The sequence below is a fragment of the Corynebacterium poyangense genome (assembly GCF_014522205.1).
Lineage (GTDB): Bacteria > Actinomycetota > Actinomycetes > Mycobacteriales > Mycobacteriaceae > Corynebacterium > Corynebacterium poyangense.
Genome location: NZ_CP046884.1, coordinates 1,638,865 through 1,653,390 on the forward strand (window position 1 = coordinate 1,638,865; position 14,526 = coordinate 1,653,390).

Genomic DNA, 14,526 nt, shown 5'->3' on the forward strand with positions numbered 1-14,526 from the left:
CGGAACCAGGTGGGCGGTAGCCGAGTCTGACATGATATGAGCACTGTCCTTTCACCTTCGTCTTCATTGATTCCCGTTATTCATCCATCTTCGTGGGCCCGGCCAGGCCTAGCAGGTCACCACCGGGTTTTTATTTCCCTATCTCCCTACTTGTGTGCTGGAATTCATCGCGTCGAAACCGGTACCAATAACGACATCCACATCTCTCACCCACTCAGTTTTAGTGAGGTTCACAACTGTGGTCTCAGTGTTCACCGGGCGTGGGATCTTTCTGCTCAACATCTCATTGAACTGGCTCGGGGTGATGCCGGTATTGGGCTTAAGACCCGCCCTGCCCAGGCGCTGAGCGGATTACCTTTACCCGGCTTACAGATAGCCCCCCATGGAGCTCCACCAGGATCGTGGCTATCACATCCGCAAACTTTTAGTCTGTTAGATAGTCATATCACCGAACTGCTTGATACCCACTGCCATTATCTTCTTCCGCGAGAAGAGCTTCTCCTAGCATTTCCTGCCTATCATCCGGAACTGGGAGCCACCCAACGATGGCTGAGACGACAAAACCCGACCTTGAGCTTAGGGGCGATAGAATGTCGGGATGGCTTCCCGGCACGGGTCGAGCAACATAGCTAGGCTAGGGGGCTGAACAATAGATAAATTAAGGAGTTTTTATGCCTTCCTCCACGCGCCGTGCCATCACAGCTACCTACCGGTTACAAATGCGTGGCCCAGCTGCTGATGAATCTGGCGCCCAACGGGCTTTTGGTTTCGCCGAAGCTGAAAGCATTGTTGATTATTTGGCAGATTTAGGAATTAGCCACTTATATTTATCCCCCATCTTTACCGCCCCAGTAGATTCCTCGCACGGGTATAACATTATTGATCCCACCGAGGTTAATCCGGAATTAGGAGGCCTTGAGGGCTTAAGGAAACTGTCCCACAAAGCCAAGTCCAAGGGATTAGGCATCATTATCGATATTGTTCCTAACCACGTCGGAGTGGAAAAACCGGAGCTTAATTCCTGGTGGTGGGATGTCCTGAAATTCGGAAAGGACTCCGAGTTTGAACCCTTTTTTGACATCGACTGGCACGAGGATAATGGTGCCGGTGGCAAACTAGGGCTGCCTATTTTGGGGGAACCCGGAGATGAAGAGAAACTGGAGTTTTCCGAACATAATGGTGAAGAGGTGCTGACCTATTTTGATCACCTCTTCCCTATCCGGCCTGGCACTCGCGGCCCAGAAGACAGTCCCCTCGACGTATATCGCAAACAAAGCTATCGCCTAATGTTTTGGCGCGATGGCATCATTAGCTACCGTCGTTTTTTCTCAGTCAACGAACTAGCTGGTATCCGGCAAGAAGACGCCCGAGTTTTCGAACATACCCATGGAATTATTCGCCAGCTCATTGCCGAGGATCTCATCGATGGCGTTCGGGTAGATCATCCCGACGGTTTAACTGATCCCTTCCGATACATTCGCCAACTTCGTGATCTTGTCGGGCCTCACCGTTGGCTTGTTATTGAAAAGATTCTCGGTGTCGATGAGCCTCTCGATCCTCGTCTCCCGGCTGATGGCACAACTGGGTATGATGCGCTCCGCGAATTCGACGGGGTGTTTATTAGCCGGGAGGCTGAGGATTCTTTCAGCATGTTAGCCTTGCAGCACACCGGCTCCACGTGGGATGACACGGCCATTCGTGCTACCGAAGAACAACTAAAACGAGAAGTTGCTAAAAGCGAGTTAGCCGCTGAGGTTGAACGTTTGGCTCGAGCTATACGTCGGGATAACTTCTCTACCGCCGGAAGTTCGGTGAGCGACCAGTTACTCAGAGACACCATCGTGGAACTGGTAGCAGCTATTCCGGTGTACCGGGCGGATTATATTTCTCTCTCGCGAGTCACCGCGACGGTGGTCTCTGAAATGTCTCGACGCTTCCCTTCCCGACGCGATGCCCTTGACTTGATTGTTGCAGCACTCTTAGCCAACTCCGAAGCGAAAACCCGCTTTGCACAGGTTTGTGGTGCCGTCATGGCGAAAGGGGTAGAAGACACCACTTTCTACCGCGCTGCCCGGCTCGTCGCACTCCAAGAAGTCGGTGGAGATCCAGGCCGATTCGGAGTTCCTGCCGCAGAGTTCCATCTTCTTCAACAGGAACGCAGTACGCTATGGCCGCTAGCTATGACCACCCTGTCTACCCATGACACCAAACGAGATGAGGATGTCCGGGCCAGAATCATTGAGTTAACAGAGATGCCCAATGAATTCACAGAGTTTATCCGACGCATCTTCGCCCTGGCGCCGGCACCTGATTCCGCCACTGGCTATTTCCTGATCCAGAACTTGCTGGGGATTTGGCCGGTTGATGGTCAGGTCACAGATACCATCAGGACCCGCTTCCATAACTACATTCTCAAAGCAGTCCGCGAAGCGGGATTACATACCTCGTGGGTAGATAACAATACGTCCTATGAACAATCGCTCCTCGATTGGTGCGATAATCTCATTGATGGACCTGCCGGTAGCCAAATTACTGAGCTGGTTAAGGTACTTCACCGTGGCCAAGTAACCATTAGCGTGGGGCGTAAATTGCTTCACATCATCGGGCCAGGTATTCCCGATATTTATCAGGGCACAGAATTTATTAGTGATTCGCTGGTAGATCCGGATAATCGACGCTTTATTGATTACACTGCTCGTGCCCAAACACTTGGAGCCATGTCCGGAACTCTCGATGCCGAGGTCGACCTATGTGCTAGCCCGGATCGCTACAAGCAAAAAGTGCTCACGACTGGTTTGCGCCTCAGGCAACGTCACCCGGAAATTTTCCTCGAGGGGGGATATGAAGCGGCTTTTGCCGAAGGGCCAGCAGAATCCCATGTACTCGGTATTGCTCGTACCCATCCGGATCAAGAAGGACCGGAAGCCGTGAGCGTTATCGCTCTTGCTACACGTCGGCCCTTATTATTGGCCCGACGCGAGGGATGGGTAGATACCACTTTCACTCTTCCTCCAGGTCAATGGCATGAAGAAATTACGGGAGAAGTTTTTGAAGGCACAGTCCCCATGGATCGCCTACTCGGAACCCTCCCAGCTGCTCTTTTAGTGAAAAGCGAGTTTGCTGCCAAGAATGAATGATCCACACATCGCCACTTTGGGCAATCATTATCACCTGTGGGTCCGAGAACACCCACAGGCCGCCGATGATATCGCCGCCGACGTGGAAGATTTACTCGTGGATGCCGGCGTAACTTTTGATTCTGTCACGGCACGACTAAAAACTTGGCCGTCGTTGAAGGCGAAGGCTAAACAAACTCGCCCAGATGGGTCTTTAGCATATCCAGATCCGTGGAATGACATCCATGATTTAGTTGGGGTTCGGGTCACTACCTATCACTCCACTGAAATTCCTCGTGCAATCTCAGTCTTGCGAGACTCCTTTCAGGTTGTTAAAAGCGTCGATAAAACGGAAGAAACTCGGGTTTCTGGAAGCTTTGGATATGGATCCCACCACCTGGTTCTACGCGTTCCTCACAACACTTTGGATCTCGCCGAATATCGCGGGCTCAGTTTTGAAGTCCAGGTAAGAACAGTGCTGCAACACGCCTGGGCGGAGTTCGAACATGATATCCGCTATAAACGCGGAGATCAGGAAAATAATCACCTGGATCCACAGGTTGATCGGGCTTTTACCTTGGCGGCAGGACTCATTGAACTGGCGGATCAACAATTTGACCAGATAGCAGCTATCCAATCTGGGTCGGCAGATACTTCAGACAACCTCGAGCTTAAAGCTGAAACATTACCTGGCGTTTTGGCTGTTTTATTGGGAACTAACTTCCCGCTTTCTCGTTTCGAACACTACCGTTGGCTAGAAGAGTTACTTTCAGCCCATGGAATCACCCGAGTAAAACAATTACGCGGACTTTTAGACAAGTCGAGAATTGATGCGGTAACCGTTGCCATGAAATATCGATTCCGGCCAAGTCAAGTCCGGTTAATTGATGATCTGCTCTTAGAAAAGTTTGGACGTAGTCATATTCAAAAAACCGGACGCACCGGAAATAGAGCTGAACATCGACTCGCTCGCCTACGCCATCGGTGGCACCTGCTTCGGGATGCGGGGTTAGTAGTCGAGGACTCGGAGCACTAGGCTGATCCCCCCGACCCTATTCCACACAAGGGTTTCTGAAGTAGATAATTCACCAACTCTTACGGAGTTGATCACTGGTATCTACGCCACTATTTTCCACGCTCATGGCAATGTCTACGTCCTCAATAATCCACCATAGTGATCGTCGAGCAGTCGCCTACCCTGGTTATCCATCCCCCCCAGGCCTCACATCTTTAGCCGATTATTGATTGGAATAGCCTCGAAGACGATCAAGTTCTCGTCGCTCCCGCTTCGAGGGCCTCCCGCTACCTCGATCCCGGACTGGGAGTGCCGCCAGAACTTCTCGTGGCGGCGGGGGTGGGGTGTGATCGATATAGCAGGTCCGGGCCACTGGCGCCCCCACTCTTTTCCGCGGCGTATCGACTACTTCCACATCGTGTTCGCGATGATTCACCCACACCCGAATCCGATCTCCAGGCACTACCTGTTGGGCAGGTTTCACCGATACTCCATTAACTTTCACATGGCCGGCTCGACATGCTTGAGCAGCCGCATTCCGGGTTTTCACCAATCTCACTGCCCAGACCCACGCATCAACTCGAACCGGGTTTCCACCAAACCCTGCAGCCATTGTTCCCCTAGCGTTAATACTAATCCCGGTGGTTAATAATCTCTTTCACTTTCATCCAGTTCCACGTTCCTCCCACCACAGCAACAATAAGCCCTAAAAGAAGGAAAACGTGAGATGACATCAGCGCTAAAATCGCGCCTCCTACCACACCAGCGCCAACGCAGATAATGCCGTTGCGGGTGTAGCGGCGAACGGCTGCTTTTCGTCGGGCTATTGGATTATTGGAATAGTTTTGCAGACTCATGTCCTTAATTCTAACCACGGACTGGGGTTTCTTCTGGAATGTCAACCCATCGTTGTCCGGCTTCCACTACATCATGTTCGCCCTGAGTCACGGCGGCCACAAGGTTTCTGACGTAGTCTTCTTCCTCTGGCGCACATGCCAATAACAGACGAACCGCTTCCTCATACTTCACCTCAATAATGTTGAGTCCTCGCGCTCGGAATTCAGCCTGGTATTTCCCCGCCGAAGCGTGAGCTATCTCCACGCGATACAGATTTTGACGGCTACGAATCACCCTGGGCACTAATTCCAATCCCAACGTCACGGAATGGGAATAAGCCTTTACTAGCCCTCCGGTTCCTAGCTTGATGCCACCGAAGTATCGAACAACCACCACAACGACGTCTTGTAATCCACTGCCCTGGAGGACATCTAACATAGGCCTACCAGCAGTTCCGGCAGGTTCCCCATCATCACTGGAATATGCGCGCGGCTGGGCGTCGGTACTGTGCACGATGAAGGCATGACAATGGTGACGAGCGTCCGGATATTCTCGGCGAACAGTATCGATAAACTGTCGCGCTTCTTTTTCACTCTGTATCCGACCTATCACGCAAATAAAACGGGAACGCTGAACCTCCCATTCACAGCTTCCACGGAAATTCTCTGCAGGACAGCTATACATGGCCCAGTAGTCTAGTGGCATGCGAACACCAACTGTCTTACGGTAGACCCTATGACTAAAAATTCTGTGATAGATGTTTGGGCACCACGTCCACAGCTCGTGGAATTAGTTACCGAAGATTCGCAGGGGGAACGTCATATTCACCCCATGCATAAATCGGGCCAGTGGTGGAGTAGCACAGTTCCCGCCACGCCTGGATTGCGTTATGGGTTTAGGATCGACGGCGAGGTGGTTGCTCCTGACCCTCGCGCCACATCCTTACCTGATGGCCCTCACGGCTTAGGTGAGATTATTGACCCAGACTTCTCTTGGCAGGACCATGACTGGCACGGACGCCAATTACCTGGCAGCGTCATTTATGAACTGCATGTCGGAACGTTTAGCAACCAGGGCACCTTCGATGGTGTTATTAACCATCTTGATTATCTCGTTGATCTTGGAGTAACCACTATCGAACTCATGCCGGTACAGCCTTTTGGCGGCAACCGTAATTGGGGATATGACGGCGTGTCCTGGCACGCCGTTCACGATGGTTACGGCGGACCTGATGGTCTCAGGCGCCTAGTAAACGCCGCGCACCTCAAAGGCTTAGCTGTCTACCTCGACGTGGTCTACAACCACTTTGGGCCAGACGGAAACTATACCGGCCTTTTCGGCCCCTATGCTCTTCCCGGTTCGATGACTGGATGGGGCGAGGTTGTTAATATCTCAGGCCCAGACTCTGATGAAGTCCGACGCTACATTCTCGATGCCGTCAAATTATGGTTCGAGGTTTATCACATAGATGGCCTTCGCTTAGACGCAGTACACGCCTATGATGACACCGGCGCATATTCCATTATGGAAAATATTCAAAACGTCGCTGACGAGGTCTCAGAAAAGTCCGGGATCCCGCGTCAGGTTGTTGCGGAATCGGATTTGAACGATCCCCGCCTTATCAACAAGGTCGAAGCCGGTGGTTATGGTCTTGCTGCGCAATGGGCGGATGATATTCACCATGCATTGCATACCTTAGTTTCTGGTGAATTACACGCTTATTATGCCGATTTCGGTTCTCCTTCGGATCTGAAAAAAACTCTGCTTGGGGCATATAAATTTGCCGGCGATTATTCTTCATTCCGAGGACGAACCCATGGTCGCCCCGTTGATACCTCTGCGGTTCCACCGTGGAAATTCATCACCTACACCACAACTCACGACCAAACTGGGAATCGAGCCAGAGGTGATCGCCCGTCTATGAACCTCATTCCTACCCAGCAAGTCCTTAAAGCAGCAATTATTTATTGTTCTCCTTTTACCCCCATGCTCTTTATGGGAGAAGAATTCGGGGCCCAAACACCGTTCCCTTTCTTCTGCTCCCATACGGATCCTGAATTAAACCGGCTCACCAAAGAAGGGCGATATCATGAATTTGCCCGATCTGGCTGGGATGAATCAGAAGTTCCAGATCCGGCCGATCCTGAAACCTTCCACTCCGCGGTGTTAGATTGGAATTTCACCACCACTGAGCAGGAAATTTTCAACGCCTACCGTCAATTGCTTCAGCTGCGCAAAGAATATCATCTGGACCGAGACACGTGGCGCTCATTAAACGTGGAGATCGGAGACGAGGACACGCCGTGGATTGCGTTCGGCTATTCAGACGTCGCTCTTATTGCCAATTTATCCACACAGCCGTTAACTGTCCCGGTGGGAGGAAACCTGCGATATTCCTTTTCTGAGCCCACGGTATCTTCCCACTCTACGGATCTGGGGCCGTGGGAATTTGCTCTTGTCACGGAGCCTTCGTGGGGTTAGGTCAAAAAGTCGTATTCGGGGGTTCCCGGTTTGAGATGCCGGCAAGAAATCCGGGACGCCTCCATACGCTGTACTAGCGGATCAAAGTCACTAGCTTTCCCTAATTGCAACCCCACTAAAGCAGTTCCCGTTTCCCGGTTATTGCGCTTGAGGTATTCAAAGAGAGTCACATCATCATGAGGGCCAAGAATATCTTCCAAGAAAGAACGCAACTGACCCGGTTCTTGAGGGAAATCCACGAGGAAATAATGCTTTAGTCCACGGTGAACTAGTGATCTTTCTACAATCTCCGCATATCGCAGTACGTCATTATTCCCCCCGGAAATAATGCACACCACAATCTCCCCCGGGCTTAACTTTAATTCCCGTAAAGCGGTTACTGAGAGGGCACCGGCTGGCTCAGCAATAATGCCCTCATTTTGATAAAGATCGAGCATTTCAGTACACACCGCACCCTCGGAAACATCCATAATATGAAGCCGACCTTGGTTCTTTTCCACAATGTGGTAGGTCAAATCACCAATACGCTTCACTGCTGCACCATCGACGAAGGTATCCACGCTGGTCAACGTCAACGGTCCTCCATGAGCCAACGCAGCTTGGAGCGAGGCCGCTCCACGAGGTTCTACTCCCACCACAGTAGTTCTCGGAGACATATCCGCCACGTAGGAGACCACTCCGCTGAGCAGTCCTGCCCCACCCACGGGAACCACAATGGTATCGGCGGATTTACCTTGACTAGTCAACTGAGAAATAATCTCAGCTGCGACGGTCCCCTGACCGATGATGGTATCCCGAGCGTCGAAAGGCTCAATAATTGTCGCCCCGGTCTCCTCTGCATCGGCTTGCGCTGCCGCGGCAGCTTCGGTGAAACTAGCTCCGGTGACGACCAAGGTCACATAGTCTCCGCCATGAACCTTAATCCGGTCCCGTTTCTGCTTAGGGGTCTTATCCGGAACATAGATCCGCCCGGTAATCCCCATGGTGCGACAAGCATAAGCGACCCCTTGGGCGTGATTTCCCGCTGAAGCGGCCACAATACCGCGCTGTCTTTCCTCTTCGCTCAGTTGCCGGATGGCGTTATACGCTCCGCGAATCTTATAAGAGCGAACATCTTGCAGATCTTCACGCTTTAAATAAATCTCCGCCTCGGTTTGTTCACTCAACCGTGGGCAGTATTGCAAGGGGGTTTGAGCAATCACCGTCGAAATCCGCGCTTGGGCTTGTTGAATATCGGCAGCGTGAACTTCGATGGTGGATTGCTGTGTGGTCATGAATTCAAATCCTAATACTGGACGCCCAATTTCTCGAATCTCCACGGCAGAAAATACCTATTTTACTTTTCTTCACGGTGGCACCAACTGTAGTTAAATGGAAAACACCAACCAGTAAGAATGATCGACGATCCACTCTTCTAGAAAGGTCTTTTAAGAAATGACTGAGTACCGCTTAGGAGAACGTCTCTTGGCATGGTATCTTTCCTCGATCACTGGTTTCATCGACGCAATCGGTTTTATTTATCTAGGAGGTTTCTTCCTCTCCTTTATGTCAGGCAACACAACCCGAATGACTGCCTCGGCAACGGAACACCTGTGGGGTGCAGCGGGCAAAGCAGCCGGTTTAATGGCGTTATTCCTCATGGGGGTGATGCTAGGGTCAGTCATCCGAAGAACCAGTGAACGCTTCCTCACCGCTGATCGCTCCATGGAGATAGTGTTAGGCTTCGTCGTTGTCACCAGCGTCATCTCAGCTGTCTTGGTCTATTATGACTACCCAAGCGCCGCTATTTTAACGCTGTCTTTTGTTGTCGGTTCCATGAATAGTGTCTTTGAAAAAGACGGAGAAGTGTCTATTTCTTTGACCTATGCCACCGGAACCCTCGTGAAAACGGCCCAAAGGTTTATTGGCGCCTTATTCGGCGAAAATCATAAAATATGGATTCATCATCTGCTGTTGTGGATGTCACTAGCATGCGGTTCCATTCTTGGTGGAATTAGCTATATGCACCTGAATCTCAATTCGGTATGGATTGCCTGCGGCCTTATTTGTTTAGGTTTTATTGTCACCATTATCACGAGACAATGGCGCAGATATACCGGATCAGAGCTCTAGATTGTCATATATAAAGGGTGCACCTTGATCTGGTGGTGCACCCTCTTCTCCACCTAGAACAGCTCCTTAGTGGCAAGGCGAGCGCCTTCGACTAATGACTCCAATTTTGCCCAGGCAATTTGATGATGAAGTCGTCCTCCCAAACCACAGTCGGAGGAGGCTATAACACGCTCAGGACCTACCAATTCAGCGAATTGGATAATCCGGTCTGCTACCAGACGCGGATGTTCGATGGCATTCATAGCGTGAGAAACCACCCCAGGATAAATGACGGTATCCTTCGGCAGCTCATGGTTTTGCCATACTCGCCACTCATGAGCGTGCCGCGGAGACGCTCCTTCAAAGGAATAACCGCCCACGTTACAACGCAGAATCTCGTCAATGATGTCTTCAAAAGGTACATCGGTACTATGCGGCCCATGCCAGGAGCCCCAACAAATGTGAAGCCTGGTTCGCTCTTTCGACAACCCCTCCAAGGCGTCATTGATAGCGTCTATCCGGATCCGAATCCACGCCCGATAATCCTCAATCGAGGGTTCTGGATTGATTTGATCCCATGCCTCAGCTAAATCTGGGGCGTCCAACTGCACGGTGAACCCAGCGTCAGTGATGGCCTTATATTCATGGTGCATGGCCGAGGCACAGGCTTTCACCACAGCAGTATCGTCACCATAGTATTCATCAGTCAAGCGGGCCGCCGAGCCGGGTGAAATCGCCGCAACAAAGGCGTCGTGCACATTGTATTTCGTCATGGCGTGACGTAGCAGTTGCAGATCAGCAGCCACCTGGTCGTGACCGACATAGGTAATCTCCCCAGTAAATTTAGGGTTACCCACCTGAGCTCGACCGCTAAAAATACCAGAGGTGGGGTCTTCATAGGCTTCGCGGAAGCGTTCGCGGTCCCGGCGGTCAGAAAAAGATGTGAGCTTGATATTTCCCGGAGTAGAACGCACCACGGATTGATTTGCCCACCGATCTTCGTCGGTCATGGTCAATCCACCTAGCCGAGTAAAGACGTAGTTCCACCAGGCGCCGTAATCAACTTTTCCGGATGTTACGTGGCCATACTCGCCCTCGTTAATAATGTCGATACCCAGATCAACTTGGCGTTTGACGACTTCGTCGACGGAATTTTGCAGGATCTCAAAGAATTCTTCGTCTCCGATTTCTCCTGCTGAACGTCGAAGATTAGCCTCCAACAATTCCGGAGTGCGTGGTAACGACCCCACATGGGTAGTCCGGATTTTATTGCTGCTCACAAGTTATCCCTTCATGATCTTCTGGTGTTGTTAGTACCATCCAAAATAGACCATGCGGTTCATAGACCTCCAGCAGGGGTCCTCAAAGTTCGACGCATCGAGCATGAAGCTAACCGATAATTTCCTTCCCTAAGTTCGCTTTAAGGTCCCCCATCAGTGCCCCGCCACGATGAACTCGAAGATGCTCACCAAGTATCATCACCTGCGATTTCTCCCCAGCAACAAGGTTCAAATACACATCGCTTTCGCCTGGATTTCGCTCAAGGACAGCCTTTAATCGGGCAATGGTTTGAGGACTGCACTGCTCGGTACGCATGGTGAGACGAAGCGGTAATCCGGCACCATTTCCCGGCCCCAGATCTGGCATCTTCATATCATCGCAGAAAAGGCTCGTCCGATCTTCTCGGATGGACACATGTGCTTTCGCCAGGATGATATTGTCCTCCACGATTTGCGACGCCACCAAGGCGTAGACCTTGTTAAAGACGAGGAGTTCTACCTGGGCGCCGTTGTGGTCTTCCACGGTCACGATAGCCCAGGGCGAGCCATCTCGTTTAGAGAAACGACGATCAACCCCTGAGATAATCCCGCCGATGGTTACTTCTGCCTTGTCTCGAAGTTCACCTGACAAGATTTCTGTCAATGCTGTATCTGTTTGGGCTGCTAGAGCTTCTTCATAGCCATCGAGCGGATGTCCGGAGACATAGAGACCCAACATTTCTCGCTCCAAGGCCAGCTCGTGTTTGCGGTCCCACTTCTCATCAGGGATCTCTACTTGGAAAACACTATGAGCCTCGTTGGCGTCATCGCCACCGAAACCAGCAAAAAGATCAAATTGCCCCTTGTCGGCAGCCTTCTTCGTCGTGATCACGCTATCGATGGCGTCTTCGTGGATGAGAGCTAAACCGCGTCGAGAATGCCCCAAGGAATCAAAGGCACCTGCCTTAATCAAGGATTCGGTAATTCTCTTGCTGCACGGCAATGTGTCGATTTTGTCCAAATAATCCGAGAAAGAGTTAAATTCACCCTTTTTCTCACGGCTTTGGATAATAGATTCCACCACTTCATCGCCGACATTCCGGATTGCTCCAAGTCCAAATCGAATATCTTTGCCCACCGCCATAAAATCATGCCGAGATTCATTAACATCTGGAGACAACACTCGAATACCCAGATGGCGGCAATCAGCTAAATAAATGGCCGACTTATCTTTTTTATCCGACACAGATGTCAACAGCGCCGCCATATATTCTGCGGTGTAATGAGCCTTAAGGTAAGCCGTCCAAAAAGATACCAACCCATATCCCGCAGCATGGGACTTATTAAACGCATAGGAAGCGAAGGGCAAAATCGTATCCCACAGGGTTTTAATAGCATCCTCGGAATACCCGTTCTGCTTCATCCCGCTGGAGAATTTCTCATATTGCTGAGCCAGCACTTCAGGTTTCTTTTTCCCCATTGCTTTTCGGAAACCATCAGCTTCACCGGCGGTGTAATTAGCGACCTTCTGAGAAATCCTCATGATCTGCTCCTGATACACAATCAGACCATAGGTTTCATCCAAAATGTCCTTAAGCGGTTCTTCAAGCTCAGGATGAATGGGTGTAATGGGTTTACGACCATTTTTCCGGTCAGCATAATCCCAGTGAGCATTAACTCCCATAGGGCCAGGGCGATAAAGCGCTAAAGAAGCCACAATGTCATCAAAACCGGTGGGCTGCATTCGCTTTAGTAGCTCCTGCATACCACCACTATCGAGCTGGAACACACCAAGGGTTTCGCCCCGACCAAGCAGCTTATACGTTTCGTCATCAACCACGCTGAGGCCTTCAAGGTCCAATTCCTCATCGCGGTTTTGCCGAATATTTTCTAGGGCGTCACCAATGACAGTGAGGTTGCGCAAGCCCAAAAAGTCCATCTTCAACAGACCGATGGCTTCACATGCCGGATAGTCCCAGCCGGTGATGATGGCTCCGTCATTGGGCCGCTTCCACATCGGTATATGGTCTAGCAGCGGCACCGAGGCCATAATGACGGCGCAAGCATGGACACCGGCTTGACGAACGACGCCTTCCAAACCGCGGGCGGTCTTATAAATCTTCGCGACGTCAGGATCAGATTCAATCAGTGCCCGCACATTAGCGGCTTCTCCATAGCGGGGGTGTTCTGGATCTGTGATTCCAGAAAGTGGAATATCTTTCGCCATGATGGCGGGAGGTAATTCCTTGGTGATCCGATCGGCAATCTGGTATCCGGGCTGACCATACTGCACCCGAGCAGAGTCTTTGATAGCCTGCTTGGTTTTTACCGTACCGAAGGTAATAACTTGGGCAATTTTATCCTCACCCCAGCGGTCGGCTGCATAACGAACCATTTCCCCACGACGGCGGTCATCAAAATCGATATCAATATCAGGTGCTGATGGGCGTTCGGGGTTAAGAAAACGTTCGAAGAGTAACCCGTGGCTCATGGGATCAATATTGGTGATAGTAAGCGCATAGGCCACCAGGGCACCGGCGGCTGAGCCACGACCGGGCCCCACCCTGATACCCACCGATCGGGCATGTTTAATCAGTTCCGCCACGATTAAGAAATATGAGGGGTAACCCTTCATATCAATAACATTGATTTCATATTCAGCACGATCAATATATTCCTGAGGAACAGTGCCATTCGGGAAGCGATCTTGAAGGCCCTCCATCACCTCATGCCTTAACCAACTAGTGGGAGTGTGGCCCTCAGGGACATCGGCAATAGGCATCCGATCCATCGGATGTGATTCCCACATCTCTTCGTAGGATTCCACCCGTTCCGCGATTAAAAGGGTGTTATCACAGGCTTCGGGTACCAGATTATCCCACATTTCCCGCATTTGTTCCGGGGTCTTGATGTAATACCCGGTGCCGTCGAACTTAAAACGGTTTGGGTCACTCAGAGTTTTCCCGGTCTGCACGCACAGCATTGCCTCATGCGCTTCAGCCTGAGATTCCAGAACATAGTGGCAGTCATTGGTCACCACCGGGGGAAGGTTAAGCTTCCGGCCAATCTCGAGAAGTTCGCTGCGAACTCGCTGTTCAATGGACAAGCCGTGGTCCATCAGTTCCAGATAGTAATTATCTTTCCCGTAGATATCCTGCCACATCGCTGCCGCCTCGAGCGCTTTATCAAATTGCCCCAAGCGCAGGCGGGTTTGGACATCACCAGAGGGACACCCGGTCGTGGCGATGATTCCTTCGGCTCGTTCGGCAATAAGATCAGCATCCATTCGCGGCCATTTGCCTAATTGCCCTTCATAAGAAGCCATGGAGGATAGATAAAAAAGATTCTTCAACCCGGTGGAGTTCAAGGCCAACATGGTTTGGTGTAGGTAAGAACCTGAACCGGAAACGTCATCCGACTTTTGATGCGGTTCACCCCAGCGAACTCGCTGCTTATTGAATCTACTGGAAGGGGCTAAATAAGACTCGATACCGATGATTGGCTTAATACCTTCAGCGACCATCTTTCGATAAAAAGCATCTGACCCATACATATTGCCATGGTCAGTAATGCCCACCGCTGGCATGCCTTGGCGCTTCACTTCTTCAGCGAGCAGGTCAATCTTAGCCATCCCGTCGAGCATCGAGAACTCGGTGTGATTATGCAGATGAACGAAGGAAGACTTTTTTGCCATGTCGGCTAGTCTAACCCCTCCATGAACCATGCT

The 14,526-nt window shown here is 51.0% G+C and carries 11 protein-coding genes; 5 read left to right on the forward strand and 6 right to left on the reverse strand.

Annotated elements, in window-relative coordinates; genetic code table 11:
* Positions 1 to 36: 36 nt before the first annotated feature.
* The 3 genes from GP475_RS07690 to GP475_RS07700 are packed head-to-tail and all read left to right on the forward strand — an operon-like array spanning position 37 to position 4,152.
* Positions 37 to 633: a hypothetical protein gene (locus GP475_RS07690; protein WP_187973845.1), complete on the forward strand. Its 597-nt coding sequence runs from the start codon at positions 37 to 39 to the stop codon at positions 631 to 633.
* Positions 634 to 671: 38 nt separating this feature from the next.
* Positions 672 to 3,137 (forward strand): malto-oligosyltrehalose synthase, encoded by a 2,466-nt coding sequence (gene treY / locus GP475_RS07695; RefSeq protein ID WP_187973846.1) that lies wholly within the window; start codon positions 672 to 674, stop codon positions 3,135 to 3,137.
* Positions 3,130 to 4,152, forward strand: coding sequence for a GTP pyrophosphokinase (locus GP475_RS07700; protein ID WP_187973847.1), 1,023 nt, complete (start codon positions 3,130 to 3,132; stop codon positions 4,150 to 4,152). Before treY ends, GP475_RS07700 begins: the two co-directional genes overlap by 8 nt.
* Positions 4,153 to 4,354: 202 nt before the next feature.
* Here GP475_RS07700 and GP475_RS07705 read toward each other — a convergent pair whose 3' ends face one another.
* The 3 genes from GP475_RS07705 to GP475_RS07715 are packed head-to-tail and all read right to left on the reverse strand — an operon-like array spanning position 4,355 to position 5,652.
* Entirely contained in the window at positions 4,355 to 4,744 is a 390-nt protein-coding gene (locus GP475_RS07705; protein ID WP_187973848.1) for an RNA-binding S4 domain-containing protein, read from the reverse strand.
* Positions 4,745 to 4,763: 19 nt separating this feature from the next.
* Positions 4,764 to 4,988, reverse strand: coding sequence for a hypothetical protein (locus tag GP475_RS07710; protein ID WP_187973849.1), 225 nt, complete (start codon positions 4,986 to 4,988; stop codon positions 4,764 to 4,766).
* Between the two features lie 10 nt (positions 4,989 to 4,998).
* A complete protein-coding gene (locus tag GP475_RS07715) occupies positions 4,999 to 5,652 on the reverse strand; it encodes a YigZ family protein (protein ID WP_187973850.1) in 654 nt (217 codons plus the stop codon).
* 51 nt (positions 5,653 to 5,703) lie between these two features.
* On the opposite strand from GP475_RS07715, the gene treZ reads away from it, so the two are divergent.
* The gene (treZ, locus tag GP475_RS07720) at positions 5,704 to 7,449 is read left to right on the forward strand and encodes a malto-oligosyltrehalose trehalohydrolase (RefSeq protein WP_187973851.1); all 1,746 of its coding nucleotides are present in this window, start codon (positions 5,704 to 5,706) and stop codon (positions 7,447 to 7,449) included.
* On the opposite strand, the gene ilvA is transcribed toward treZ, so the two are convergent.
* Positions 7,446 to 8,723, reverse strand: coding sequence for a threonine ammonia-lyase IlvA (ilvA, locus tag GP475_RS07725; protein WP_187973852.1), 1,278 nt, complete (start codon positions 8,721 to 8,723; stop codon positions 7,446 to 7,448). The two genes, treZ and ilvA, sit on opposite strands and share 4 nt — an antisense overlap.
* Before the next feature lie 160 nt (positions 8,724 to 8,883).
* Between ilvA and GP475_RS07730 the strand changes: the two genes are divergently transcribed.
* Complete coding sequence (locus tag GP475_RS07730; RefSeq protein WP_187973853.1) at positions 8,884 to 9,561, forward strand: YoaK family protein; 678 nt, start codon at positions 8,884 to 8,886, stop codon at positions 9,559 to 9,561.
* A 53-nt stretch (positions 9,562 to 9,614) separates the two neighbouring features.
* Here GP475_RS07730 and GP475_RS07735 read toward each other — a convergent pair whose 3' ends face one another.
* Both GP475_RS07735 and dnaE read right to left on the reverse strand, forming a co-directional pair.
* Entirely contained in the window at positions 9,615 to 10,820 is a 1,206-nt protein-coding gene (locus tag GP475_RS07735) for a cobalamin-independent methionine synthase II family protein (RefSeq protein WP_187973854.1), read from the reverse strand.
* A 109-nt stretch (positions 10,821 to 10,929) separates the two neighbouring features.
* On the reverse strand, positions 10,930 to 14,493 hold the full coding sequence (gene dnaE / locus GP475_RS07740) for a DNA polymerase III subunit alpha (protein WP_187973855.1): 3,564 nt from the start codon (positions 14,491 to 14,493) through the stop codon (positions 10,930 to 10,932).
* Between the last annotated feature and the right edge of the window lie 33 nt (positions 14,494 to 14,526).